Annotated in this window: 25 protein-coding genes; 10 read left to right on the top strand and 15 right to left on the bottom strand. The window is 66.9% G+C overall.

Annotated elements, in window-relative coordinates; genetic code table 11:
* Positions 1–4 precede the first annotated feature (4 nt).
* The 4 genes from ST3T6A_RS0118795 to ST3T6A_RS0118780 all read right to left on the bottom strand — a co-directional run bounded on the left by ST3T6A_RS0118795 (position 5) and on the right by ST3T6A_RS0118780 (position 2,144).
* A complete protein-coding gene (locus ST3T6A_RS0118795; protein ID WP_019834506.1) occupies positions 5–748 on the bottom strand; it encodes a YebC/PmpR family DNA-binding transcriptional regulator in 744 nt (247 codons plus the stop codon).
* Between the two features lie 80 nt (positions 749–828).
* Positions 829–1,500: a glutathione S-transferase family protein gene (locus ST3T6A_RS20655; protein WP_019834505.1), complete on the bottom strand. Its 672-nt coding sequence runs from the start codon at positions 1,498–1,500 to the stop codon at positions 829–831.
* A 40-nt stretch (positions 1,501–1,540) separates the two neighbouring features.
* Positions 1,541–1,783, bottom strand: coding sequence for a DUF2312 domain-containing protein (locus ST3T6A_RS0118785; protein WP_019834504.1), 243 nt, complete (start codon positions 1,781–1,783; stop codon positions 1,541–1,543).
* Between the two features lie 55 nt (positions 1,784–1,838).
* Entirely contained in the window at positions 1,839–2,144 is a 306-nt protein-coding gene (locus tag ST3T6A_RS0118780) for a DUF1244 domain-containing protein (RefSeq protein ID WP_019834503.1), read from the bottom strand.
* 83 nt (positions 2,145–2,227) lie between these two features.
* On the opposite strand from ST3T6A_RS0118780, the gene pyk reads away from it, so the two are divergent.
* Positions 2,228–3,700 (top strand): pyruvate kinase, encoded by a 1,473-nt coding sequence (gene pyk, locus ST3T6A_RS0118775; protein ID WP_019834502.1) that lies wholly within the window; start codon positions 2,228–2,230, stop codon positions 3,698–3,700.
* 35 nt (positions 3,701–3,735) lie between these two features.
* Here the strand turns inward: pyk and ST3T6A_RS0118770 are convergent, their stop codons facing one another.
* From ST3T6A_RS0118770 to ykgO, 3 genes are read right to left on the bottom strand one after another with little or no spacing between them, the layout of a single operon-like run.
* Positions 3,736–5,097 (bottom strand): serine hydrolase domain-containing protein, encoded by a 1,362-nt coding sequence (locus ST3T6A_RS0118770; RefSeq protein WP_019834501.1) that lies wholly within the window; start codon positions 5,095–5,097, stop codon positions 3,736–3,738.
* A gap of 47 nt (positions 5,098–5,144) precedes the next feature.
* A complete protein-coding gene (locus ST3T6A_RS0118765; RefSeq protein WP_019834500.1) occupies positions 5,145–5,774 on the bottom strand; it encodes an HAD family hydrolase in 630 nt (209 codons plus the stop codon).
* Between the two features lie 6 nt (positions 5,775–5,780).
* On the bottom strand, positions 5,781–5,906 hold the full coding sequence (gene ykgO, locus ST3T6A_RS0118760) for a type B 50S ribosomal protein L36 (RefSeq protein WP_004210176.1): 126 nt from the start codon (positions 5,904–5,906) through the stop codon (positions 5,781–5,783).
* A gap of 228 nt (positions 5,907–6,134) precedes the next feature.
* Here ykgO and ST3T6A_RS0118755 point away from each other — a divergent pair, with 228 nt between their 5' ends.
* Complete coding sequence (locus tag ST3T6A_RS0118755; protein ID WP_019834499.1) at positions 6,135–6,770, top strand: DUF4136 domain-containing protein; 636 nt, start codon at positions 6,135–6,137, stop codon at positions 6,768–6,770.
* Positions 6,767–7,888 carry a M14 family metallopeptidase gene (locus ST3T6A_RS0118750; protein WP_019834498.1) on the top strand — a complete coding sequence of 374 codons (1,122 nt, stop codon included), beginning with the start codon at positions 6,767–6,769 and terminating at the stop codon, positions 7,886–7,888. Before ST3T6A_RS0118755 ends, ST3T6A_RS0118750 begins: the two co-directional genes overlap by 4 nt.
* A 45-nt stretch (positions 7,889–7,933) precedes the next feature.
* Here the strand turns inward: ST3T6A_RS0118750 and ST3T6A_RS0118745 are convergent, their stop codons facing one another.
* A complete protein-coding gene (locus ST3T6A_RS0118745) occupies positions 7,934–8,635 on the bottom strand; it encodes a dienelactone hydrolase family protein (RefSeq protein WP_019834497.1) in 702 nt (233 codons plus the stop codon).
* A 101-nt stretch (positions 8,636–8,736) separates the two neighbouring features.
* On the opposite strand from ST3T6A_RS0118745, the gene gpmA reads away from it, so the two are divergent.
* From gpmA to ST3T6A_RS0118730, 3 genes are all read left to right on the top strand, one after another.
* Positions 8,737–9,423: a 2,3-diphosphoglycerate-dependent phosphoglycerate mutase gene (gene gpmA / locus ST3T6A_RS0118740; protein WP_019834496.1), complete on the top strand. Its 687-nt coding sequence runs from the start codon at positions 8,737–8,739 to the stop codon at positions 9,421–9,423.
* A 109-nt stretch (positions 9,424–9,532) separates the two neighbouring features.
* Positions 9,533–10,018 carry a 5-(carboxyamino)imidazole ribonucleotide mutase gene (gene purE / locus ST3T6A_RS0118735; RefSeq protein WP_019834495.1) on the top strand — a complete coding sequence of 162 codons (486 nt, stop codon included), beginning with the start codon at positions 9,533–9,535 and terminating at the stop codon, positions 10,016–10,018.
* On the top strand, positions 10,015–11,079 hold the full coding sequence (locus ST3T6A_RS0118730) for a 5-(carboxyamino)imidazole ribonucleotide synthase (RefSeq protein WP_019834494.1): 1,065 nt from the start codon (positions 10,015–10,017) through the stop codon (positions 11,077–11,079). Before purE ends, ST3T6A_RS0118730 begins: the two co-directional genes overlap by 4 nt.
* 43 nt (positions 11,080–11,122) lie before the next feature.
* Here ST3T6A_RS0118730 and ST3T6A_RS0118725 read toward each other — a convergent pair whose 3' ends face one another.
* Both ST3T6A_RS0118725 and ST3T6A_RS0118720 read right to left on the bottom strand, forming a co-directional pair.
* Positions 11,123–11,428: a hypothetical protein gene (locus ST3T6A_RS0118725; RefSeq protein ID WP_019834493.1), complete on the bottom strand. Its 306-nt coding sequence runs from the start codon at positions 11,426–11,428 to the stop codon at positions 11,123–11,125.
* Positions 11,429–11,465: 37 nt separating this feature from the next.
* Positions 11,466–14,297 (bottom strand): M16 family metallopeptidase, encoded by a 2,832-nt coding sequence (locus ST3T6A_RS0118720; RefSeq protein WP_019834492.1) that lies wholly within the window; start codon positions 14,295–14,297, stop codon positions 11,466–11,468.
* 128 nt (positions 14,298–14,425) lie between these two features.
* On the opposite strand from ST3T6A_RS0118720, the gene ST3T6A_RS0118715 reads away from it, so the two are divergent.
* The gene (locus ST3T6A_RS0118715) at positions 14,426–14,941 is read left to right on the top strand and encodes a DUF1003 domain-containing protein (protein WP_019834491.1); all 516 of its coding nucleotides are present in this window, start codon (positions 14,426–14,428) and stop codon (positions 14,939–14,941) included.
* A 67-nt stretch (positions 14,942–15,008) separates the two neighbouring features.
* Complete coding sequence (gene clpB, locus ST3T6A_RS0118710) at positions 15,009–17,588, top strand: ATP-dependent chaperone ClpB (RefSeq protein WP_019834490.1); 2,580 nt, start codon at positions 15,009–15,011, stop codon at positions 17,586–17,588.
* Positions 17,589–17,640: 52 nt separating this feature from the next.
* Here the strand turns inward: clpB and ST3T6A_RS20650 are convergent, their stop codons facing one another.
* Together ST3T6A_RS20650 and ST3T6A_RS0118700 are read right to left on the bottom strand one after the other, a co-directional pair.
* Positions 17,641–17,934, bottom strand: a complete 294-nt coding sequence (locus ST3T6A_RS20650) for a hypothetical protein (protein ID WP_157602987.1) — start codon at positions 17,932–17,934, stop codon at positions 17,641–17,643.
* Positions 17,935–18,011: 77 nt separating this feature from the next.
* Positions 18,012–19,289, bottom strand: a complete 1,278-nt coding sequence (locus tag ST3T6A_RS0118700) for an aspartyl/asparaginyl beta-hydroxylase domain-containing protein (RefSeq protein ID WP_026359870.1) — start codon at positions 19,287–19,289, stop codon at positions 18,012–18,014.
* 70 nt (positions 19,290–19,359) lie between these two features.
* Between ST3T6A_RS0118700 and ST3T6A_RS0118695 the strand changes: the two genes are divergently transcribed.
* Positions 19,360–20,394 carry a hypothetical protein gene (locus ST3T6A_RS0118695; protein WP_019834487.1) on the top strand — a complete coding sequence of 345 codons (1,035 nt, stop codon included), beginning with the start codon at positions 19,360–19,362 and terminating at the stop codon, positions 20,392–20,394.
* A 194-nt stretch (positions 20,395–20,588) separates the two neighbouring features.
* On the opposite strand, the gene ST3T6A_RS0118690 is transcribed toward ST3T6A_RS0118695, so the two are convergent.
* Complete coding sequence (locus ST3T6A_RS0118690) at positions 20,589–23,603, bottom strand: TonB-dependent receptor domain-containing protein (RefSeq protein ID WP_026359869.1); 3,015 nt, start codon at positions 23,601–23,603, stop codon at positions 20,589–20,591.
* Positions 23,604–23,845: 242 nt separating this feature from the next.
* On the opposite strand from ST3T6A_RS0118690, the gene ST3T6A_RS20645 reads away from it, so the two are divergent.
* Positions 23,846–24,379: a hypothetical protein gene (locus ST3T6A_RS20645; protein ID WP_019834485.1), complete on the top strand. Its 534-nt coding sequence runs from the start codon at positions 23,846–23,848 to the stop codon at positions 24,377–24,379.
* On the opposite strand, the gene ST3T6A_RS0118680 is transcribed toward ST3T6A_RS20645, so the two are convergent.
* Entirely contained in the window at positions 24,366–25,295 is a 930-nt protein-coding gene (locus ST3T6A_RS0118680) for a M23 family metallopeptidase (protein ID WP_019834484.1), read from the bottom strand. The genes ST3T6A_RS20645 and ST3T6A_RS0118680 overlap by 14 nt on opposite strands.
* Positions 25,295–25,495 (bottom strand): DUF2093 domain-containing protein, encoded by a 201-nt coding sequence (locus ST3T6A_RS0118675; protein ID WP_019834483.1) that lies wholly within the window; start codon positions 25,493–25,495, stop codon positions 25,295–25,297. The genes ST3T6A_RS0118680 and ST3T6A_RS0118675 overlap by 1 nt, the downstream gene beginning before the upstream one ends.
* Positions 25,496–25,508 lie beyond the last annotated feature (13 nt).

The raw sequence follows: 25,508 nt of genomic DNA, 5'->3' as shown, positions 1-25,508 counted from the left end.
AGCCTCAAGCCAGCTTCTCCATGATGTCGTCGGGCACGTCGTAATTGCCCCAGACGGTCTGGACGTCGTCATCCTCTTCGAGGGTGTCGATCAGCTTCATCAGCAGCGCCGCCTCGTCCACCGTGGTGAGCGTCACCATGGTCTGCGGGCGCCAGGCGAGCTTCACGCCCTCCGGCTCGCCGAGCACCGCTTCCAGCGCCTTGGCGACCTCGTGGAGCGAATCCGTCGCGGTCCAGATCTCGTGGCCCTCGTCGGAGGTCACGTCCTCGGCGCCGGCTTCGAGCGCGGCCTCGAACACCTTTTCGGCGTCGCCGGCCTTCTCCGGGTAGGAGATCAGCCCCATGCGGTCGAAACCATGGCTCACCGAGCCGCCCGCGCCGAGATTGCCGCCATTCTTGGAGACGGCGGTGCGCACGTTGGTGGCGGTGCGGTTGCGGTTGTCGGTCAGCGTCTCGATGATGAGCGACACGCCGGCCGGGCCGAAGCCCTCGTAGCGGACCTCTTCATAATTGGCGCCGTCATTGCCGGCCGCCTTGTCGATCGAGCGCTTGATGTTGTCGTTCGGCATCGACTGGGCGCGCGCCGCGATGATGGCGGAACGCAGGCGCGCGTTCATCGCCGGATCGGGCAGGCCCATCTTCGCCGCCACCGTGATTTCGCGGCTGAGCTTGGAAAAGAGCGCCGAGCGCTTCTTATCCTGCGCGCCCTTGCGATGCATGATGTTCTTGAATTTGGAATGGCCGGCCATCGCCGTGATCGTCCTGCTGCTTGCGAAGATTGAGTGGGCGTCTCTAGGCCGTGAGGCGCCCGTTGCGCAATCCCGACCCGCTAGGCGGGCTGGGCGGCGCGGCGGCCCATGACGATGGGGACGATGCCGCCCATCTCCTCGCGGGTGCGCCGGCCGATCGCGGTGTCCCTCACCCGGGCCCAATAAGCGGCGAGGCCGGGGCGTCCGGCCATCAGCGCGCCGCCGTCGAAATGCGTCTCGATGATCCCGGCCAGCGCGAGCAGCGGGATCAGCGCCGCATCGGCGATTCCGGGCACGTCTCCGGCGGCCCATTCGTCCTGGCCGATGCCGATCCGCTCGATCGCGTCGAGGCCGAGCGCGAGCTGCTCGCGGCCGTAGTCGAGCTGGCCCGTGTCCGAGCACAGGCAGAAGACCGTCTGGCGCATGAAGTGGCGCAGGCCCGCCGCGATCTCGGTGTCGACAAGGCCGGCGATCATCCGGGCCAGCGCGCGGGCACGCGGATCGGCGGGCAGCAGCGGCGGCCCGGAGAGCGCATCGTCCAGATAAGCGATGATCGGCGCCGATTCGGCGAGGTGCCAGCCGTCCTCATCCTCCAGCACGGGGATGCGGCGCATCGGGCTGATCGCGGCGAACTCCGCCGAATGGATCGAACCGCCCGGAGGCGGCACGACGGGGATCTCATGCCCCTTGAGGCGCGCGGCGATCAGCACGCGCTGGACGAAAGGGGATAGAATGAAACCGTAGAGCTTCATCGCCGGGCCCTCTCCCCGCGCGCGCCGATCGCCTGCCGGGTCAGTTCAGACCCAGCGCCGCCTTGTAGGTCTCGAGCAGGGCTTCGGCCTCGTCGCGCGCATTCTTCTCCATCTTACGGAGGCGCACGATAGTCCGCATCGTCTTGGGGTCATAGCCCTGCGACTTGGCTTCGAGATAGACGTCCTTGATGTCGTCCTGCATGCCCTTCTTTTCTTCCTCGAGGCGCTCGATACGCTCGATGAAGAGCCGCAGCTGGTCGGCCGCGACGTTGCCGTCACTCATAGTCCGCTCCCGATTCGGTAGGAACGCGCGGGGATAGAAGAGCGGGGCCTTGCGCTCAAGCGTCCGCCGGTGGGTTCTTCTTCAGGCTCTCGGCCATGCGGGCGATCTGCTCGGGCGTGGCCTCGCCCTGATGCTCGGCCTTCCATTGCGCATAAGGCATCCCATAGACCGCCTCGCGGCCCTGATCCTTGCTGATCGTTCCACCCGAAGCCTCGGCCGTCCAGTCGCCCAGGCAGTTGCGGCAAAAGCCCGCAAGGCCCATCAGATCGATGTTTTCCGCGTCCGAGCGGTGCCGCAGATGACTCACCAGCCGGCGAAACACGGCCGCCGCAATTGCGTCATCGACATCATCCAGTTGCATAACGCTGTCATTCCCCGGTTGATCTGATGAATGGAGGGGGTAATGGGCATCCCTTCCCGCGCGCACAAGGAGCTTCCGTACCCATGTCGATCAGCACGAGCGCATTTGCGCCCCGTCGCCGCAAGGTTCGCGTGCTGGCTACACTGGGGCCTGCCAGCCGCTCGCCCGAAATGATCCGCAAATTGTTCCTCGCCGGAGCGGACGCTTTCCGCGTCAACATGAGCCACGGCGCGCATGAGGATCATGCCCAGTCGATCGCGGCGATCCGCCAGCTCGAGAAGGAGCTGAACCGGCCGACCACCATCCTCGCCGACCTTCAGGGGCCGAAGCTGCGCGTCGGCACCTTTGCGGACGGCGCGGTGACGCTGAAGACCGGCGACGCCTTCCAGCTCGATCGCGATTCGGCACCGGGCGACGCCACCCGCGTCACCCTTCCCCATCGCGAGATCTTCGAGGCGCTGGAGCCCGGCTCCCGCCTGCTGGTCGATGACGGCAAGCTGGTGCTGCGCGTGCAGAAGGTCAGCCTCGACGTGATCGAGACGCTGGTCGAGGTCGGCGGCGTGATCTCCAACCGCAAGGGCGTGAACGTGCCCGACGTGGTCGTCCCCCTCCCCGCGCTGACCGACAAGGACCGCAAGGACCTCGCCTTCGCGCTGGAGCAGAATGTCGACTGGATCGCATTGAGCTTCGTGCAGCGCCCGGACGACGTCGCCGAGGCTCGCCGCCTGATCGGCGGCAAGGCGGCTTTGCTTTCCAAGATCGAGAAGCCGGCCGCGATCGATCGCCTCGACGAGATCATCGAGCTGTCGGACGGCGTGATGGTCGCGCGCGGCGATCTCGGCGTCGAGCTGCCGCCGGAAATGGTGCCCCCGATCCAGAAGCGCATCGTCGAGACCTCGCGCCGCCTCGGCCGCCCGGTGGTCGTGGCGACCCAGATGCTCGAATCGATGATCAAGTCGCCGTCCCCGACCCGCGCCGAGGTGTCGGACGTGGCGAACGCGATCTACGACGGCGCCGACGCGATCATGCTCTCGGCCGAATCCGCCGCCGGCGACTGGCCGGAGGAAGCGGTCGGCATGATGGACCGCATCGCCATCTCGGTGGAATCGGACCCGAACTATCGCGCCCGCATCCACTTCACCGAGACGCGCCCGGACGCCACCACCGCCGACGCGCTCGCGTCCGCCGCCGCCGAGATCGTCGACACGGTGTCGGCCGCGACGATCATCTGCTTCACCACCTCGGGCTCGACCGCGCGCCGCATCGCGCGCGAGCGCCCGTCGGTGCCGCTGCTGGTGCTGACGCCGGACGTCCGCACCGCGCGCCGCATCGGCCTGCTGTGGGGCGCACATGCGGTCCACACCCGCGACGTCGACAGCTTCGAGGAAATGGTCGCCAAGTCCAAGCGCATGGCGCTGCGCGCGCGCGTCGCCGGCGCGGGCGAGGCAGCGGTGCTGATGGCCGGCGTGCCGTTCAAGACGCCGGGCTCCACCAACGTGCTCCACGTCGTCCGCCTCACCGGCGACGAGCTGAAGGGCTATCAGACCGAGGAATAAGCCCCTCCCACTGGCAGGAGGGGCCCCATGAAAGCTCAGCCCGCCGGGTAGACGGTGAACTGCTCGATCTTGCCGTTCGCGCCCGGCTCGGCGCGCAGCACGATGGTGAGCGTGCGGCCGGGATAGGTGACCGTATAGGCCTCCGCCGTGAAGCCTCCGCGCAGCTTGGCCGAGCGCTGGCGGATACCGGTCGGCTGGCCCAGCGGCGCAAGGCTGGCGCGATAGTCGGCGATCGCGGTCGGCGTGAAATAATAATTGCCGTTCACGGTGAAGAGGCTGCGGTCGATCTTCCCCGCGCGGAGCATGTCGAACACCTTGCGGGCGCGCGCCGTCTTGTCGGCCTGCGGGAAGAGCTGGGCCTCGATACGGTCCGCAATCGCCGTCTGGGCATTGCCGAAATCCCCGTTCACCATCACCACGATCGCGGCCTTGTCGTCGGGATAGACGCGGTTCTCGGAGAGGAAGCCCACCGCCTCGCCGCCATGCTCCAGCATCCGGTGGCCATCGACTTCGCCGATCTCGATGCCAAGGCCATAGCCGCTCGACTTGCCGTCGGTGAGCGTCACCGGCGTCTGCTGCGCCTTGTAGCCGGCCGGCGAGAGCAGCTTGGCGTCGATCATGCCGATGTCCCAGCGGGCGAGGTCGTCCGCCGTCATCGCCAGCTCGCCCGCCGCGAACAGCCAGCCCGGCGCCGCCGGCTTCTCGACACGCACCGGGCCCAGCGCATAGCGCATGTGCGGCACGGCGTCGGCGGCGGTCATGCCGGTGTCGGCATCCACGGCGCTCTTCATGGCGAGCGGCTGGAACACGCGCTTCGACAGGAAGGGCACCAGCGGCTCGCCCGACACCTTCTCGACGATCCGGCCGGCGATCACATAGCCGGTGTTGGAATATTGCCACTGGCTGCCCGGCGCGAAGTCGAGCGGCGCCTTGGCCCAGCGATCCAGGATCTCGGCCGGCGTGACCGGGTGCTCCATCGCCGCGAAGCTGAAATCCTGCGGCCAATAGTCGCGATAGCCCGAGGTATGGCTCAGCACCTGCGCGACCGTGATCTTGTCGGCGTCGGTGAGATCAGGGAGCCACTTGCTCACCTTGTCGTCGAGCGAGAGCTTGCCCTCGTCCGCCAGCATCAGGATCGCGGTGGCGGTGATCTGCTTGGAGATGGAGGCGATCGGATAACGCGCGCCCGTCACCGCCGGCTTGCCCGGCCCCTGCTGCCCATAGGCCTTGGAATAGACGATCCGCCCGTCCTCCACGACCGCGATCGAGGCGGAAGGCACCTGCGTCGTCTTGAGGATTTCAGCCGCCGCGCGATCGATCGCCGCGGTGTCGAGCGGGGCGGACAGGGCAGGCGTCGCCGCGATCAGCGCGGCGAAGGAGGCAAGGGCAAGGCGCATGGTGGCTCCGGTTCGTGACAGGCCCGGAACCTGTCTCCGCGCGGGCCTCAGAGCAAGCCGTAACCTTGGAGAGAGTCGCGCAACGCCGGGGCGTCGCGGAAGACGTGACCGACGAAGCCCGAGCGTTCGGCCGCCTCGACATTGTCGGCGCGGTCGTCGACGAACAGCGCCTCGCCCGGCGCCAGCCCGAATCGGTCGAGCGCCAGCGCGTAGATGGCGGGATCGGGCTTCACCAGCTTCACCTCGCCCGAGACGAGGATGTCGCGGAAGCGATCGAGCAGCGCCGCCTCGCGCGCCCGGAAGGGCGGCCAGAACTCATGGCTGAAATTGGTGATGGCGTAGAGCGGCACGCCCGCCGAATCGAGATCGGCGACGAGCGCGGCCATGCCGGGCAGCAAATCGCCGATCTGCCCGTCGAATCGATCGCCCCACAGCCGGATCATTTCGGCTTCATCGGGGTGAAGCGCGATCAGCTCCGCCGACGTGTCGGCGAAGCTGCGGCCAGCGTCATGCTGGGTGTGCCATTCCAGCGTCGCCACCTCGCCGAGGAATCGGTCGAGGCGCGCGGGATCGGCGATATGTCGCTGGAAGAAGGCGCGCGGATTCCAGTCGACAAGCACGTTGCCGACGTCGAAAACGACGCTCTTCAAACGGGCCACCGAGCGATCGGCGGCCACGCCGGATCAGCCCTGGCGGGCCTTGAAGCGACGGTTCGTCTTGTTGATGACGTAGGTGCGGCCGCGACGACGGATGACGCGGTTGTCGCGATGACGCCCCTTGAGCGACTTGAGCGAGTTACGGATCTTCATGGCGGGACGCCCTGCTTCTCTATGTCTGAAGGCCGTGCGGCCCGGAAAAACGAGGCGCCCGCCTATGAGAGCCGGCCTCCGAAGTCAAGTCCGGCGCCCGATTCGATGACAGGAAATACATTATTCACCCAGCCGAAAGCAGGCTTAAGGGAAGCAAAACCCATGTCAGAGCGTTACGCTCATGGATCGATCACCCGCGTGCGAATCGCGCCCGCAGAAAGGCCAGTCATGTTCCAGTCGCGCACGTCCGCCCTCCGCTTCGCCGCCGCCGGCCTCGCGCTCGGCGCGGGGCTCGCGCTTGCCGGCTGCGAAACCACCAACCCCGTGCAGGTGACGCGCTTCCATCTCGCCCAGCCGATCGCGCCGGGCAGCTTCTCGGTCGAATCGGTGCCGATGGCCGGCCCCGGCTCGCCGCTCGCGCCCGACAGCCTCGAACTCGGCACTTATGGCGATATCGTCGCGCAAGAACTCACCCGCTACGGCTTCACCCGCGCCGCCTCGCCCGCGACCTCGGAGCTGACCGTCTCGGTGATGACCGACCGCGGCACCCGGCCCGATCCGCGCCCCGGCTCGTCGGTGAGCTTCGGCATCGGCGGCGCGAGCTTCGGCCGCCACACCGGAGTCGGCGGCGGGGTGGGCACCACCGTGCCGATCGGCAGCCGCGAGCGCTTCATCGTCGGCACGCGGATGATGGTGCAGATCAAGCGCCGTTCGGACGGCACGGTGATCTGGGAAGGCCGCGCCATGACCGAGGCCAGGGGCCAGTCCCCCGACGCTTCGCCGCAGGCGGCGGTCGCCAAGCTCGCCCATGCGCTCTTCACGGGCTTCCCCGGTGAATCGGGGCGCACTATCACGGTGAAATGACGATCCGCATTTCGGCCGCCTTCGACAGCGGCAACATCCGCCTGACGTCCATCCTCGACGATCGCATCACGCTGGAGATCGCGCGCGACAAGGATTCGGACTTCTATCAATGGTTCCACTTCCGCGCGCTCGGCGTGCGCGGGCGGCGGCTGACCTATGAGATCACCAATGCCGGCCAGTCCGCCTATCCCGACGGCTGGCCGGGCTATCACGCCTGCTGGTCCGAGGACCGGGTGACGTGGCGGCGCGTGGCGGACACGCATTATGCCGGCGGCATCCTCCGCTTCACGCACGAGGCCAAGGGCGACGCCATCTGGTTCGCCTATTTTGCGCCCTACTCGATGGAGCGGCACAACGATCTCGTCGCCCGCATCGGTGGCCAGCCGGGCGTGACGCTGGCCTCGCTCGGCCAGACGCTCGACGGGCGCGAGATGGACTGCCTGACGCTCGGCGACGGGCCGAGGAAAGTGTGGTTCTACGCCCGCCAGCATCCCGGCGAATCGATGGCCGAATGGTGGATGGAAGGCGCATTGGAAGCGCTGACCGACCCGACCGACCCGATCGCCCGCTCGCTGCGCAGACAAGCCACCTTCCACATCGTCCCCAACATGAATCCGGACGGCAGCTTCCGGGGCCATCTGCGCACCAACGCCGTGGGCGTGAACCTCAACCGCGAATGGCACGAGCCCAGCCCCGAGCGTTCGCCCGAGGTGCTGTGCGTGCGCAATGCGATGGACAGGACCGGTGTCGATTTCGCCATGGACGTGCATGGCGACGAGGCGATCCCGCATGTCTTCCTCGCCGGCTTCGAGGGCATCCCCTCGCTTCAGGAGCGACAGACAACGCTCTATGCCCGCTATCAGGACGCGCTGGTCGCCCGCACGCCGGACTTCCAGAAGGCGCATGGCTATGCGACGGCGGGCGTCGGCAAGGCCAATCTCTCCATGTCCACCAACCAGCTCGCCGAGCGCTTCGGCTGCGTGGCGATGACGCTGGAGATGCCCTTCAAGGACAATGACGACCTGCCCGACGCCGAGTTCGGCTGGTCGCCCGAGCGATCGAAGAAGCTGGGGCGCGACTGCCTCGCCGCGCTCCATGACGTGATCGACGCGATCTGAAGCCGGCCAGGCCCTCTCCCTCCGGCGAGGGGGAGGGCCGCGGCATCAGAAGATCTCGGTCAGGAAATTCTGCATCGCCTGCCACGAGCGCCGGTCGGCGTCGGGCTGGAACATCTCCGGGCGGCTGTCATTGGTGAAGCCGTGCTGCGTATGGCCATAGGCGTGGAGCTGCCAGTCGGCCTTCTTCGCGGTCATCTCGGCGGCGAAGGCGATCACGGCCTCGGGCTTGGCGAGCGGATCGTCCCAGCCGTGCAGCGCCAGCACCTTGGCGGGAATGGTCTCCGCCGTCTCGAAGGGAGGCGCGTCGAACAAGCCGTGGAAGGCGATCACGCCCTTCACGTCCGAGCCGGTGCGGGCGAGATCGAGCGCGCACTTGCCGCCGAAGCAGAAGCCGATCGCCGCCACCCGCGCGTTGTCCGTCACCTCCAGCGCGCGGACCTGCTCCACGGCCGCCAGCATCCGCGCCGCCACCGCATGGCGATCCGCGTTGAGCGCGCCCATCGCCGCGCCCGCCTCGTCGAAGTTGGCGGGCTGGACGTCGGCGCCGAACAGATCGATCGCGAAGCCGACATAGCCGAGCGCCGCGAGCTTCCAGGCCTTGCCCTCCTCGAAGGCGGACTTGTCCATGAAGGTCGGCGCGATCAGCACCGCCGGGCGCGGGCCGCTGACCGCATCGTCCCACACGGCGAGGCTCTCGAACGCCACGCCGCCTACCTCATATCGCACCGCCTGCTTCACGATCGCCACCGCGACTCTCCTTGATGAGGAATTCTCCCGCGACATGCGGCGGGGATGACGGATCGGCAAGCCTTGGCTAGGGAGCGACCGACAGCTTTACGGAGACGCCCATGCCTCGCCTCGTCCTGATCCGCCACGGCCAGTCCGCCTGGAACCTGGAGAACCGCTTCACCGGCTGGTGGGACGTCAACCTCACCGATCAGGGCGTCGAGGAAGCCAAGGCCGCCGGCCGCCTACTCGCGGAGAAGGGCTTCGACTTCGATCAGGCCTTCACCAGCGTGCAGACCCGCGCGATCAAGACGCTCAACCTCGCGCTGGAGGAGATGGGCCGCCTGTGGTTGCCGGTCGAGAAGGACTGGCATCTGAACGAGCGGCACTATGGCGGCCTCACCGGCCTCAACAAGGCCGAGACGGCGGCCAAGCATGGCGACGAGCAGGTGAAGATCTGGCGCCGCAGCTTCGACGTGCCGCCGCCCGTGCTGGAGCCGGGCTCCGAGTTCGATCTGGCGAAGGACCGCCGCTACGCCGGCATCGCCATCCCGCAGACCGAGAGCCTCAAGGACACGATCGCCCGCGTGCTCCCTTATTGGGAAGCCGAGATCGCTCCCGTGCTCAAGGCCGGCAAGCGCGTCGTCATCTCGGCGCACGGCAACTCGCTGCGCGCGCTCGTGAAGCATCTGTCGGGCATCTCGGACGAGGAGATCGTCAACCTCGAAATCCCGACCGGCCAGCCGATCGTCTATGAGCTGACCGACGATCTGGTGCCGACCGACCGCTATTATCTGAGCGAACGCTGACGCCAGGGCACGGCCAATTCCGCGAGGCGAAGGACATAGTTCCGATTGCCTCGCGGGATTCGCGCCGCTAAGCGTCCCGGCTTCCATTCCTCCAGGCTATGGCAGGCCGATGACCGACCAGCCCCTCGTAGGTATCATCATGGGCAGTCGCTCCGATTGGGAGACGATGCGCCACGCCGCCGAGACGCTCGACGCGCTCGGCATCCCCCACGAGGCCAAGGTGGTTTCCGCCCACCGCACGCCCGAGCGCCTCTACGACTATGCGAAATCGGCGCAGGAGCGCGGGCTTCAGGTGGTGATCGCGGGCGCGGGCGGTGCCGCCCATCTCCCCGGCATGTGCGCCTCGATGACGGCGCTGCCAGTGCTGGGCGTGCCGGTCGAGTCCAAGGCGCTTTCGGGCATGGATAGCCTGCTCTCGATCGTGCAGATGCCGGGCGGCATCCCCGTCGGCACGCTGGCGATCGGCAAGGCGGGCGCGATCAACGCGGGGCTCCTAGCGGCCTCGATCCTGTCGCTTCAGGACAAGGCGCTGGCCGCCCGCCTCGCCGACTGGCGCGCGCGGCAGACCGAAGCGGTGTGCGAAGCGCCCGAATGATGATCCCGCCCGGCTCCACGATCGGCATCATCGGCGGCGGCCAGCTCGGCCGGATGCTGGCGATGGCGGCCGCGCAGCTCGGCTATCGCAGCCATGTCTACGCCCCCGAGGCGAGCGGCCCGGCGAGCGAAGTCGCCGCCGAATGGACGCAGGGCGGCTATGAGGACGAGGCCCGCCTGCGCCGCTTCGTCGAGGCGTGCGACGTCATCACCTACGAGTTCGAGAATCTGCCCGTCGAGGCGCTCGCCGCGACCGAGGGGCTGAAGCCCTTCCATCCGCCCGTGGAGGCGCTCCGCATCGCGCAGGACCGCGCGCTCGAGAAGGACTTCGCCGGCCGTCAGGGCCTCGCCACCGCCCCCTGGGCCGCCGTGGAGACGCTTGGCGAACTGGAGGAAGCCGTCGCCCGGATCGGCGCGCCCGCGATCCTGAAAACCCGCCGCTTCGGCTATGACGGCAAGGGCCAGGCGCGCCTGCGCACACCCGGGGACGCAGGCGCGGCGTGGGAAGCGATCGGCGGACAGCCGGCGGTGCTGGAAGGCTTCGTCCGCTTCGACGTGGAATATTCGGTGCTGCTCGCCCGCTCGGCCAACGGCGAGAGCGTCGCGTGGGACGCCGTCACCAACGTCCACACCGACGGCATCCTGTCGCTTTCCGCCGTGCCCTCCGAAGGCGTGGTCCATGCGCAGGCCGAGGCGGCGATCCGCCACACCCGCGCGCTTGCGGATGCGCTCGATTATGTCGGCGTGCTGGCGGTCGAATATTTCGCCGGACCCGACGGCCCGATCTTCAACGAGATGGCGCCGCGCGTCCACAATAGCGGCCATTGGACGATCGAGGGCGCGGTCGCCTCGCAGTTCGAGAACCATATCCGCGCGATCTGCGGTCTGCCGCTGGGTTCGACCGCGCTGACCGGCCAATCGGTCGCGATGGAGAATCTGATCGGCCATGACGCCGATCGCTGGGCCGCGTTCCTCACCGAGCGCGATGCCCATCTCCACCTCTACGGCAAGAGCGTCCGCCCCGGCCGCAAGATGGGCCACGTCACCCGCGTGAAGCGCTGAGGACCGCCCCGGCTCACGGGCCGGGGAAGCCCCTCGTCACCGGTCAGGCCCGGCGCGTGGCCTTGACCGGGAAGCGGCCGAAGGCGCCGGTGTCGATCGTGCCTTCCAGCACATCGCCGTTCAGCTCGCCCTCGCAAGCGAGCGTCATCGGAAAGGGCACCTTCAGCTCCATCTTGAAGCTGACATGATCGCCCGTCACCTGACCGTCGGTCACGTCGAGCGCGCCGAGCGGGCCGGCATTGGTGCCGGCGAAGCTGCCGTCCGGCTTGCTGGTCAGCGTCAGCACGGACTGCTGCTCGCCCATCGGCGACTGCGCGGTGCAATCCCACTGACCATCGATGCTCGCCATTCCGTCATCCTTTCCCATTACGTAAACCAGTTACCTATTACTGCGCGCCCGGCGCCTTGACCACCTCGACCGGCAACCCGATCGCGCCGAGCTGCGGCTTCACCTTGGCGGCATCGCCCACCACCACCCAGACGAGATCGGCCGGCTTGATCTCGGCCCGCGCCGTGGCGTTGAGCTGGTCGACCGTCAGCGCGCGATACTTGTCGGCGATGTGGGTGTAATAATCGTCGGGGCGCTTGAGCAGATCGTTGCGCTGCATCGCGTTGATAAGCTGCGTGCCCGTCTCGAAGCTGCCGGGAAGCTGGCGGATGCTGCGCTGGACGGTGCGGTCCCGCTCCTCCTGCGTCAGCGGCTGGGTGGTGAGGAAGGCGTTCATGTCGCCCAGCATCGCCTGGATCGAGGCGCCGGTCTTGTCGGTCTGCACGGGCGCCGAGACATAATAGGGCACGCGCCCGACATAGCGCGAGAAGCCCGCCTCGACGCCATAGGACCACGCCTTCGTCTCGCGGATATCCATGTTGAGCCGCGACAGGAAGCTGCCGCCCAGCGGATCGTTGGCGGTGATGAGCGGAAGCAGCTCGTCCGTCCCCTTGGCGGCGAGCACCTCGCCCGCGACGATCACCGACTGCGGCGAGCCCGGCCGGTCGACCAGCACGATCCGGCCGTGCGGCGCGGGGACGGCGGCGTCGATCGCCTTGGCGGGCGCCGGCGCGCCCTGCTCCTTCCAATGGCCGAACCGGCTCTCCAGCATCGCCTTCACGCGATCCAGCGGCAGGTCGCTGACGATGAACACGGTGCAGTCCTCGGGACGGAACCAGCGATCCTTGAAGGTCGCGAGATCGGCCTTGCCGAGCTTCGCCACCACCGCCGGATCACCCGACCCGCTCGCCGGCACGCCATAGGGATGCTGCGGGCCGTAGATCAGCCCCGGCACGATGCGCGTGGCCAGCGAGGCCGGATCGGACATCTCCGCCTTGATCCCGGTGAGTTGCTGGACGCGCAGCCGCTCGATCTCGGCGAAGCTAGGATGGAGCGCGACGTCGGCCAGGAGGTCGAGCGCCGGATCGATATTGGCCGAGAGGCTGGCGAGCCCGATCTCCGCCGTGTCCATTTCCGCACCCGCCGAGATGCGCGAGCCCAGCCGCTCCTGCTCGGCGGCGATGTCGGCGGCCGAGCGCGTGGTCGTGCCCTCGTCGAGCAGGGCCAGCATCAGCGATTCGGTGCCGAGTGCCGCCTTGGGATCGGCGGCATGGCCGGCGTCGAAGGTCAGCGACACGCGGGTGAGCGGCAGGCCGGTGCGCTGGGCATAGACCAGCTTCACGCCGTTCGAGAGCGTCGTCCGCTGGATCGCCGGATAGGTGAGATTGACGATATCGCCGACCGGCGGTGCGGTGCGGGCGGCCGTCGCGACCGGGGCCGAACCGCTGGCGGGTGTCGGCTTCACGCCGGGCTTGGGTGCGGCGGCATCGGCCTGCACGGCCTTGGCCTCCTCATAGGGCGCGCGGTCGCCCGGCGCGACGGTGAGCGCATAGACGGGGCGCGACAGCCATTTCTGGAGCGCCGCCTTCACCGAGGCGGGCGTCGCCTCGCCATATTGGGCAAGCTGCTTCTCGTAGAAGCCCGGATCGTTCGCATAGACCGCGCCCTGCGCCAGCGCGGCGGCGCGGCCATTGAAGCCACCCACCTTCTCCAGCGCGAACAGCCGGCCGGCGACCTCCTGCGTCACCGCGCGGCGAATCTCGTCCGCTGTCGGCCCGTTGGCGACGAAATCGGCGATGATCGCATCGAGCCGCTTGCCGACCATCACGGGATCGAGACCCGGCTTCACGTCCACCGTCACCTCGAACTCGCCGACCCGCTCCAGCGCCTCGGCATTGGCGGTGACGCCGACTGCCAGCCCCTCCTTGCGGACAAGGATATTGTCGAGCCGCGAGCTGGCGAGCCCGCCCAATATGCTGCCCGCGATATCGAGCGGCACGGTGTCGGGATCAGTGAGGCCGGGAATCGTCCATTGGCGATAGAGCCGCACCGTCGCCACCTGATCGTGGAGCGTCTCGTCCTTGCGCGCCTTCAGCGTCGGCACGCTCGCCATAGTCGGCACCGGCTGCGGCCCGCGCGCGATGTCGCCGAAATATTTCTCGACCAGCGGCCGCGCCGTCGCCGCGTCGATGTCGCCCGCCAGCACCAGAACCGCGTTGTTCGGCCCATAATGCCCGCGGAACCAGGCGCGGACATCCTCCAGGCTCGCCCCGTCGAGGTCCGCCATCGAGCCGATGGTGGTGTGCTGATAGGGGTGCCCATCCGGGAACAGCGCCTGCTGCTGCGCATATTGGACGAGGCCATAGGGCTGGTTGTCGTCCTGCCTTTTCTCGTTCTGGACGACGCCGCGCTGGCGATCGAGCGTCTGCTGGCCGACCGCGCCCAACAGATGCCCCATCCGGTCGCTTTCGAGGAACAGCGCCAGCGGCAGCGCCGGCGTCGGCACCGTCTCGAAATAGTTGGTGCGATCGAAGCTGGTGGTGCCGTTGTAATCGGTCGCGCCGACCTTCTCCAGCGGGCCGAAGAAATCGCCCGGCGCATTCTCCGATCCGTTGAACATCAGATGCTCGAAGAGATGGGCGAAGCCGGTCTTGCCGGCGGGCTCGTCCTTGGAGCCGGTGTGATACCAGACCGACACCGCCACCACCGGCGCCTTGCGATCGGTCGAGACAACCACGCGCAGGCCGTTGGGAAGCGTGAACTGCTCATAGGGCAGCTTCACCTGCTGCGCGATCTCGGCCAGCGGCGCGGGCTGCACCGGGGCGGGCGCCGCGGCCAGCGGGCTCAGCGCCGCGGTGGCCAGCAGCAGGGCGGTCAGACGGAAACGCATCGGGTCACACCTCACGGCTCGAAGTGCCGTCACCATAGAGCGCCGATTCGCCGCCGCAACGGCCTCGGCGCTTGGCGGCGCCTTCGCTTTGGCGCACGTCTGGCGCGACACCGTTGCCGGAGCCATCGATGCGCAAGCGCCCGCCTTTGCCCGAACTCGCCCGCCGCTATCTCTCGAAAGAGGCCCACGCGCTCGATCCCGAGGAGCGCAACGTCCTTGCGAGCTTCGAGGCGCGCCGCCCGATCAGCCGCGACGCCACCGATATCGAGGAGGCCGAGGCCAGCTTCGGCGACCGGCTGGCCGATCGCGTGGCGGCGGTGGGCGGCTCCTGGGGCTTCATCATCGCGTTCATGCTGGTGCTGTTCGGCTGGATGCTGCTCAACAGCGACATCCTCGCCCATTGGGGCCGATCCTTCGATCCCTATCCCTACATCTTCCTCAATCTGGTGCTGTCGATGCTGGCCGCGATCCAGGCGCCGATCATCATGATGAGCCAGAACCGCGCCTCCGACCGCGACCGCATCGCCGCCAGCCACGATTATGAGGTGAATCTGCGAGCCGAACTGGAAATCATGCGTTTGCACGAGAAGATCGACCTGCTGCTCGCCCGGATGGACCGGCGCGAAGCAGAAGCGGAGGCGTGACCAACCGACCCACTTGTGTTGCTTTTGAGCAACACCATATGATGGCGGACAGTATGAGGGGAGATGCATGAATCTCGAACTATTCACCGACCGCGCCAAGGGCTTCCTCCAGTCCGCGCAGACCGTCGCCATCCGCATGAACCACCAGCGCATCGCGCCGGAGCATCTGCTCAAGGCGCTGCTGGAGGATGAGCAGGGCATGGCCTCCGGGCTGATCGCCAAGGCGGGCGGACAGGCCGCCGTCGCGCTGCGCGAGACGGACGCGGCGCTCGCCAAGATTCCGCAGGTCTCGGGTGCCGGCGCCAGCGCGCCTCCGGGGCTCGACAACGACACCGTCCGCCTGCTCGATTCCGCCGAGCAGATCGCGAAGAAGGCCGGCGATAGCTATGTCACGGTCGAACGGCTGCTGCTCGCCTGCGTGCTGGCGACCAACACTGCCGCCGGCAAGGCGCTGGCGGCGGCTGGCGTGAAGGCGGACGCGCTCAACGCCGCGATCAACGAACTGCGCGGCGGCCGCACCGCCGACACGTCCTCGGCCGAGGACCGCTACGACGCGCTCAAGAAGTTCGCCCGCGATCTCACGCAGGCGGCGAAGGACGGCAAGCTCGATCCGGTCATCGGCCGCGACGAGGAGATTCGCCGCACCATCCAGATTCTCGCCCGCCGTACCAAGAACAACCCCGTGCTGATCGGCGACCCCGGCGTCGGCAAGACCGCCATCGCCGAAGGCCTCGCGCTGCGCATCGCCAACGGCGACGTGCCCGACACGCTCAAGGATCGCCGCCTGATGGCGCTCGACATGGGCGCGCTGATCGCGGGCGCGAAGTATCGCGGCGAGTTCGAGGAGCGCCTCAAGGGCGTGCTCGATGAGGTGCGTCAGGCGGAAGGCGACATCGTCCTCTTCATCGACGAGATGCACACGCTGATCGGCGCGGGCAAATCCGAAGGCGCGATGGACGCGGGCAATCTGCTCAAGCCCGCGCTGGCGCGCGGCGAGCTGCACTGCATCGGCGCCACCACGCTCGACGAGTATCGGAAGTATGTCGAGAAGGACCCGGCGTTGCAGCGCCGCTTCCAGCCCGTCTTCGTCGGCGAGCCAACGGTCGAGGACACCATCTCGATCTTGCGCGGCCTCAAGGAGAAATACGAGCTCCACCACGGCGTCCGCATCACCGACGGCGCGATCGTGGCGGCGGCGACGCTCTCCAACCGCTACATCACCGACCGCTTCCTGCCCGACAAGGCGATCGACCTGATGGACGAGGCCGCCTCGCGTCTGCGCATGGAGGTGGAGTCCAAGCCCGAGGAGATCGAGACGCTCGATCGCCGCATCATCCAGCTCAAGATCGAGCGCGAGGCCTTGAAGAAGGAGACCGACAAGGCCTCTCAGGATCGCCTCGGCAGCCTCGAATATGATCTGGCGCGGCTGGAGGAGGAGTCGGCCGCGCTCACCACGCGCTGGCAGGCCGAGAAGGAAAAGATCGCCGGCGAGGCCAAGCTCAAGGCGCAGCTCGACGAGGCGCGCATCACGCTCGATCAGGCGCAACGCTCGGGCGATCTCGGCCGCGCGGGCGAGTTGTCCTATGGCGTGATTCCGAATCTGGAGAAGCAGCTCGCCGACGCGCAGGCTGCGTCCGCCGGTGCGATGCTCCGCGAGGAGGTGACGAGCGAGGACATCGCCTCGGTCGTGAGCCGCTGGACCGGCATTCCCGTCGACCGGATGCTAGAGGGCGAGCGCGAGAAGCTGCTCAAGATGGAGGAGGTGCTGGGCAAGCGCGTCATCGGCCAGTCCGAGGCGGTCGCCGCGGTGTCGCGCGCCGTCCGCCGTGCGCGGGCCGGGTTGCAGGATCCGAACCGGCCGCTCGGCTCCTTCCTGTTCCTGGGACCAACGGGCGTCGGCAAGACCGAGCTGACCCGCGCGCTCGCCGGCTTCCTGTTCGACGACGACGCGGCGATGGTCCGCATCGACATGAGCGAGTTCATGGAGAAGCACTCGGTCGCCCGCCTGATCGGCGCGCCTCCGGGCTATGTCGGCTATGAGGAAGGCGGCGTGCTGACCGAAGCGGTGCGGCGCCGGCCCTATCAGGTCGTGCTATTCGACGAGGTGGAGAAGGCGCATTCGGACGTCTTCAACATCCTGCTCCAGGTGCTCGACGACGGGCGGCTGACCGACGGTCAGGGCCGCACGGTGGACTTCACCAACACGCTCATCATCCTGACCTCGAACCTCGGCTCGCAATATCTGACGAGCCTTGGCGAGGATCAGCCGGTCAAGGATGCCGAACCGCAGGTGATGGAGGTGGTCCGCAGCCATTTCCGCCCGGAATTCCTCAACCGTCTGGACGAGATCATCCTCTTCCACCGGCTCGGCGCGCACCACATGGCGCCGATCGTCGATATCCAGGTGGCGCGTATCCAGAAGCTGCTCAAGGATCGAAAGATCGCGCTCAGCCTCACGGACGCGGCGCGGGCGTGGCTGGGGCGGGTCGGCTATGATCCGGTCTACGGCGCGCGGCCGCTCAAGCGCACGGTGCAGCGTTACCTTCAGGACCCGCTCGCCGAGATGATCCTGCAAGGCGAGGTGCCCGACGGGTCGATGGTGAAGGTCGACGAGGGCGACGGGGCGCTGAAATTGTCGGTGGCGTAAGAAGGCTGGTGGACGGACGCACCGTCCGTCCACCTCCCTTATCGGGCCGGCCTTATTGCGGCTGTTGCGCCGAATTGACGCCGGAATTGAGCATGCGGCTGGCGTCGCGACGCCCCTGATCCGCCATCAGACGCCACTCCCTTTCCGTGTGGCATTCCTTGCGGACCTTCGCGAGCGATCCCGTTTCCGTATAATGCTTGCACCGAATCTTGTCTTCGGGCGACGGAGTGGCCTGGGCCGACTGAGCGGCCGATGCTGTCGCCACCGGTGCGATCTGGGCAGCCGGTGCAGCGGAAGCCGCCGGAACTGCCGCAGCGGCCATCAACCCCAGAATGACATTAAGCACCGTATACTCCATTACTAGGGCTGCGGGCTGAACGGGGAATCCCCACATGCCCGGATGATGACCAGGAAACGCGCAGGCTATTCCCCAATACCCGACGCAAGACCAGCTTCAGCGCTTGCACTATAGAAGTCAACGAGAAACTCGCGCTCTTCTTCCGAGAGATACGGGTTCCAGCAATCTATAATTAGGATCGTCCGGGGCCTGTCGCTCTCGCTCCAGGCCTCATGTTCGATCGTGTCGTCGAATGCCCAGGCGTCGCCTTTGACCCAGGTACGGGTCTCGCCGCCGACGCGGAAATGGCACCCCGGAGGCGCGATCAGCGGCAAATGGACGATGGCGCGGGCGTTGGTAACGCCGGTATGCGGCGGAATCCGCGCGCCGGGCGCCAGCACGGAGAAGAAGATCGTCGGCATCCGCCCCGCCAGACGGGCGAGAGGCAAGGTATCGAGCAGGGCGGCCGTGCGGGGAAAGCGCGCGCAGACCGCATCATCGCGCACGCCATGCCGCCAGAGATGCAGGGTGCTCCAATCCATCGAGCCGTCCAGCGGAGACCAGAGGTTCCGGGGCGTGCCGGCCGGCAGGCTGACATAGGGCTCGAAGCCCTCATCCTTGCGTCCCGGAGCCGATTTCAGCTCCTCGCAGATCATGTCCGTCGCCCGTTCCAGCTCGGCGAACCAGGGAAACAGCTCCCGGTCGAAAAATTCGTCCGCCGGAAGGAAAGGAATGTGCAGGCCCGTGCATTGATTGAAATAGACGCTGCGCCGGCCGAACATATGATCCAGCGCCGCCTCCACCCGGCGACGGCGGCGCGGCTCGATCGAAGCGCGAGCGGAAGCAAGATGGTCCGCGATCCGGCTTTCCAGCGATGCATTCTGGTTCGCCAGAAAAGCCCGCGCATGATCCACGGCCGGGCGCGCGTCCGCAGGCACTTCCGGCATCGCGTCGGCGCTCGCGATCACCGCGCCCCAATATCGCCCGGCCTTCACGGGATTCCCGGAACGCTCCGCGCTCTCCGCCAACCGCACATTGATGATCAGCGAGGCCGGATCGAGTTCCACCGCACGCAACAGGCTCTGTTCCTCGGCGTTGAAATCGCCGGCTGCACGGGCTGCCCTGGCGTGATTCAGCCAGAGAACCACGGCTTCCGGCTCCGCCTGCGCGGCCTTCAGGAAAAAGCCTGCGGCCTCGCCCGGCCGGCCGCCGTTGAACGCGATCATCCCCAGGCCGTTCAGGGCCTCGGGGTGGGCCGGCGCGATCGTCAGCACATGCTCCCAATGGCCTTGAGCCGCTTCCGGACGGCCCGTTCTCAACGCATCACCTGCTGCACGCAGCAGATGATCAACTTCTCCCTGCATTTCGTGACTCCCCCGAGTCGCCGATGCTAAAGAGCGGTTTCCCGCAAGGCAATGGACCCCGTACCGACCGATGATCGATGACCCTGTCGCTACCATTAGCCGCGATCCGCTGTGGCTCGCGCATCGTTACGATCCCGGCCATGACGCGATCCATTTCCGTCCCGTGTCGCGGGCGGATCACCGCCGCGCGACCTTCCTGACGGACCAGCACCTTCCCACCGGCGCGGAACCCGTCGTCCTGCGCCGGGAGGAAGCCGTACAGGCGGCGGGGGAGCATAGCGGCCCGCTTCACTTCGTTTTCCATTCGGCCTTCTGTTGCTCGACGCTCGTCGCCCGCGCTTTGGATCGGGAAGGCTGGGCGATGGGCCTGAAGGAACCGGTCATCCTCAACGATCTCGTGGGCTGGCGCAGGCGGGGCGCGAATCCGGGCGAGCTGCGCACGGTGCTTTCCGGCGTGCTGACCCTTCTTGCCCGCCCCTTCGGCCCGGGAGAGGCCGTCATCGTCAAACCGTCGAACGTCGCCAACGGCCTCGCGATGGAGATGATGGCGCAGCGACCCGATGCGCGGGCGCTTCTGATCTATGCGCCGCTTCGGGATTTCCTGATCTCGATCGTGAAGAAAGGGCTGGATGGGCGCCTGTTCGCCCGCGATATCTTCCTGAATTTGCTGAAGGATGGCCTGGTCCGGGCGGATTTCACCCAGGATCAGCTTTTCGGACAGACCGATCTTCAGATCGCCGCTCTGGGATGGCTGGCGCAGCAGGATCTGTTCCGCGCCATGGCGTTGCGCTTTGGCGCCCCGCGCGTTCGAACGATCTCGAGCGAGGTCCTGTTGGCCGAACCGCGACAGGCGATGGGAAGCATCGCGCGGCTCTTCGGCCTCGCGCACAGCGACGAGACTATCGACGCCCTCGTCTCGGGACCGGCGTTCAACACCCACTCCAAGACGGGGCAGACATTCGGATCGTCCGAAAGAAGCGCCGAATATGCGAGCACGGTCGCGCACCATGCCGACGAGATCGACAAGGTCTGCGTCTGGCTTGAATCGGTCGCTCGCGGCGCCGGCATCGAACTTGATCCCGGGGCCGGCATCCTGGCCAGCTGATCGCCGGCGAATTTCTTTCCTGCGCGCCGGGAGGCGCTCATGCCCGCGACCGGCAGCATAGGATGCTGTCGGCTCGGCTTCCTATGCGAACTCTGCGCCGCCCCGAAGCACGAGCGAAGAGTCTATCCTCCAAATAAAAAAGGGGACAGGCCGAAGCCTGTCCCCCCCAATTATTGTACTTCTTTTCTCGGCTATTAGAACTTGACGTGAGCCGAGACCTGGAACCGGCGACCGAGCGGGTCGTAGGTCGAGGGATAGGTGTTGCCGCTGTTGAACGTGGTCGAACCGATATTGTAGCCCACGATCGGCGGCTTCTTGTCGGCCAGGTTGTAGACCGTAGCGGTGAGTTCGAAATTGTCGGTGACGTCGAAACGCACCGTGAAATCGAAGTAGTTCGCCGCCTTGATACGGTTGAAGTTGTAGTGGCCCGACAGGCCGGTCGCCGGATCGATGTCACCATCGAAGGCGGGACCATCCAATGCCGCCAGCGGCTCATACTTCATGCCGTCGATATGACGCCAGAAGAGCGACAGATCGACCTTCTCGAGGCTCAGCGTGGTACGCTGGGTCCAGCTGAACTTCGGCTGGAGCGAAGCGCAGTTGACCGAGTAGTAGCCCACGCACTCGCGGTTGACCGAAGCCGGCGACGCCTTGAACTTGCTGCTGTTGGTCCAGTTACCGCTGAAGTTCAGGTTCAGCTTAGCGAAGCCCAGGTTACGGGTGTAGTTCGCCGTCAGGTCGATACCGTCCGTCTTCAGCTGACCCTGGTTGGTGGTGACGCCATAGAGACCCGGCGTGGTGCTCGAATCACCGTCAAGCTGACCAGTGTTCGGATCGCGCCGAATGATGGTGCAGGCCGGATCAGTCGCGCTGGCCGCCGTGATGTTGTTGAAGCACGCGCCGACGAGGTCGCCCGGAGTGGCGACGGTGATCGCGTCCTTAATCTTGATATGATAATAGTCGACCGTCAGCGAGAAGCCGGGCAGGAAGCGCGGCTGCAGCACGGTGCCGAACGTATAGCTGTTCGACTTTTCCGGCTTCAGGTTCGTGTTGCCGCCGGTCGTGATGTTCGCCTGGCCAGCCGTCGGGTTGTTGATCAGGCCGATCGACGAGAGCGGGGCACCCTGAGCAAGACAGACGGCCTGCAGGTTCGTGTTCGTGGTCGGAGCAGCACCGGCGCAAGGATCAACCGAGAGGTTGGTCAGAACGGTGTTCACCGGGCTGAACAGCTCGTTGATGTTCGGCGCGCGAACGGCGTGCTGATAGTTGCCACGCAGCTTGATGTCGTGGACCGGCTGCCAGTTCAGGCCCACCTTCCAGGTGGTCGTGCCATAGCCGGGCGAACCAGGCGCATTGATCGAGTACTGCGAACGGCGGATGCCCGCCTGCAGCTCGAGCATGTCGAAATACGGCTTGTTCTGGATCAGCGGCGCATCAATTTCGCCGAAGCCTTCGTACACGGAGTAGGCGCCGTTCACGTCCGGCGTCGCGCCACCGGCGCCACCCAGATCGCCACCCTTGGCCAGCGAATCCGAGCTCACGCTCGCCGTGTAGCGGCGATATTCGCCACCCACCGCGAAGTTGATCGGATCATCCGCGAGCGGCGAGGTGACCGGCACGTCGCCCGTCAGCTGGCCATGGACCTGCGCCAGCGAGGTGTGGGTGACAACCGACGAATTCGCCGTCAGGTAGCTGAGCATCTCCGGCGTGATCGAGCCGTCACCACCGAAGATGTTGACCGGAACGCAGCCCGCATTGCCGCTGAGGCAGGTGTCGGGGTTGGTCGCCAGCAGCGCATCCTTGAAGCGCGAGTTCAGCGTGTAGCCCTTGATGAGCTGGGTCTGATCGCTCTCGCCGTAGCTGCCGTTGACATCCCAGTGGAGATGATCGCCCAGGTCGCCCTTCAGGCCAGCATGGTAGTCAAACACGTTGCTGACGAAGCTGCTGATACGCGGACCAGCCTCGATCGCGCGACGGCCGAGCGTCGTGCGGAAGGTCTGGTAGTTCGGGTCGTTCGGGCCCGTGGCCGTGCGCGCCGCGGTGCATTGCGCCGACGTCAGCACGCCCTGGCCGACGGCCGCAGCGCAAATCTGGTTGAAGGCAGCGTCCGGCAGATACGGGTTGCTGAGCGGAACATCGACCGCGATGCCGAAGGCGCCCGATTCCGCGATGACCGTGTTGACGGTGTTCTTCGAATAGAGGCCGCGGGTGTAGAATTCGATGTTGTCGGTGATGTCGTAGTGCGCGGCGCCGTAGATGTTGAACCGCTTGTACGGCGTCTGGAAGACGTTCAGCGGGTTGAAGTTATACGGCTGCGTATAGGCGTCGATGGAACCCGTGGTCGGGTTGATCTGATGATTGCCCGCGAAATCGGTGAGCGCGGTGTTCGCGCCCGTAGCCTGATTCACGATGCCAATGCCGACCAGACGCGACGGGAAGGTCGTGCCCGAGCCGCTGGCCTCACCCGCGAAGGAGTCGATGGCGTAATAGGAATAGCCGCGATCGCCCTGGTAGACCGGCTTCGTGCGCTGATAGCCGATCGAGAGAACCGCATTGCCCTTGTCGTCGGCGAAGTTGCCGCCAACCGTGAAGTCGGCGCGCAGCTGGTTGCCGTCGCCGCGCTGGGTGATGCCTTCCGAGACGGTCGCATCGACGCCCGAGAAGTCACGGCGGGTGACGAAGTTGACAACGCCCGAGATCGCGTCGGCGCCGTAGGTGGTCGAAGCGCCACCGGTCAGCACGTCCGTGCGCTCGATCAGAGCCAGCGGGATGTTGTTAAGGTCGACGACGCCGTCGAGGCCGGCCGGAACGATCCGCTGGCCGTCGAGCAGCACGAGGTTGCGGTTGGCGCCGAGGCCGCGAAGGTCGACCGTCGAAACGCCGCCGTTGCCGTTGTTGACCTGCGAACCGATGCCCGCAACCGCGCCAGGAATGTCGCGGAGAAGCTCTTCGGCGTTGGTCGACTGACGCAGCGAGATTTCGTTGGCACCGATCACCGAGACCGGCGCGACGCCGGTGAGGTTCGGGTTGCGGATCAGCGAGCCGGTAACAACGATGGCGTTGTTGTCCGACGGGGCAGCCGGGGTCGCCGTGGCCGGAGAGCTCTGCGGCGTGGTCGCGGCATCCTGCGCGAACGCCGGCGTAGCGAACGCGGCAGCGCTCACCATCAGCGTGGAAGCAAGCAATTGCCTGCGAATTGAATATGCCATTTGAACAATGTCCCCTTTTTTTGGAACGCCACTTTCGCGCCACGCTCCAGAACCCGACCGTCGTCACCGGCTGGGTCGTAGGCGTTTGCTAGGATAGTCTCCCGGCCGTGCACAATCTTAGAGAAGCCTGAAAAGCGCTTTGAACAGGAGTGTCGCATTTCCGCAACAGGTCTGCTCGCTTTTGCGACACGAAAATGCCGTGCTAGGGGACGAGGAGAAAGAAACGAACCCAAGGGGTTTCCATGGCCTCCCTCAAATATCTCGCCGCCTCGCTATCGATCCTCGCCCTCTCGTCCGCGGCCGACGCGGCAGCCGCACCACAGGATGTGGCGAGTCCTGTTGCCGCCATCAGCCACTGCCGGAGCATTTCGGCGAATGCGGAGCGACTCGCCTGCTACGACAAGGAGGCCGAAGCGCTCGATACGGCGCTCGCCCAGCGCGACATCACGGTGATCAACAAGGAGGAGATGAAGCGGACCCGCCGTTCCCTGTTCGGCTTCTCGCTTCCCAATCTGACGGCCTTCGGGCTCGACAAGGAAGATGACAACTCACCGGAAGCGACCACGCTGGACAGCACGATTCGCGCGGTGCACGGCGCCGGCTACGATCATTGGGATTTCGTGCTGGCCGAAGGCGATGCGACGTGGCGGAACACCGATCCGCTTGAGGAGCGCCCGGCCGTCGGCGCGAACGTCCACATCCACAAGGGCCTGCTCGGCACATATTTCGTCAAGGTCGGCAAGGGCCGCGCCTTCCGCGCGATCAGGGTCCACTAACCGCGTTCGCCGGCATTTCCCCCGCCACCAGCTTGGGATCGATCCGCTCGCCGCGCCAGGTGAGCGCCCAATGGAGGTGGGGGCCCGTGGCGCGGCCGGTCATCCCGCTCTCGCCGATCACCTGCCCCTGGCGGACGACATCGCCCACCTTCACGTCGATATGGCTGAGGTGCAGGAAGGCGCTGTCGAGCCCCATGCCGTGGCCGACCATCAGCAGATGCCCCTCCAGCGTGAAGGGATCGCCCGACGCCGCGAGCACCACCACGCCGTCCGCCGGCGCGCGGATCGGCGTTCCCTGCGGCACGGCGATGTCCTCGCCGGAATGGAAGCTGCCCTTCTCGCCCTTGTAGACGCGCTGCGCCCCGAACGCCCCGGAGACGCGGCCGATCGCCGGCCAGATGAAATGCTCGCGCCAGCCATCGCTCCGGATCGTCGTCACGGTTTCGCGCGCCGCCTTGATCTGCGCCAGCTCGCCGGCGCGGATACGGAGGAACTCCTCCGGCGGCTGCTGATATTTGGGGATGGGCAGCGCCTCGATCCGCCAGTCGCGCGGCGCCACGGCGAGACGGTCGACCACGGTGGTGCCGTCGCGACGCGTCGCGGTGAGAGTGGCGGCGGGACCATGATCGCGCCCGAAGGCGACCAGGAAGCGGCCATCGGCGCTGAGCGGTACGTCGGCGCCGTCGAGCACCAGCGAGACGGTTCCGCCGGGTGCAGTGCCGATCAGCATGCCGCCCTGGCTCATCGTCCCCTGGAAGGAGAAGCTCGCGCCCCCGCTTGCCGGCGCCACGGGAAGTTGCACGGCCGGGCGCGGCGCGGGCGGCGGCTCCGGCGGCGCTTTCGGCTGGGGCCGGGAGGCGGCACACGCCGCCAGAACGAGCAGCGTGCCGGCGGTGATCGCCCCCCTCGCCCGCATCAGCCCTTCAGTTCCGCCTTGGTGGACATCTCGGCCGAGGCATAGGCCTCCTGCCGCTCGACGCTCCAATAGCGCAGCCGGTCGAGCGGAATCTTCTCCCCCGACACCGCGCAGGTGACGTGATCGCCGGGAACGAGCACCCGGAAGCTGTTGGCGAGATAGCGCAACCGCGCCTCCCGGCCGCTTTGCGACATGAGCATGGGCATATCCTTT

The sequence above is a fragment of the Sphingomonas sp. PR090111-T3T-6A genome, from assembly GCF_000383095.1.
Taxonomy (GTDB): Bacteria; Pseudomonadota; Alphaproteobacteria; order Sphingomonadales; family Sphingomonadaceae; genus Solisphingomonas.
This window is presented reverse-complemented; position numbering and strand designations above follow the sequence as displayed.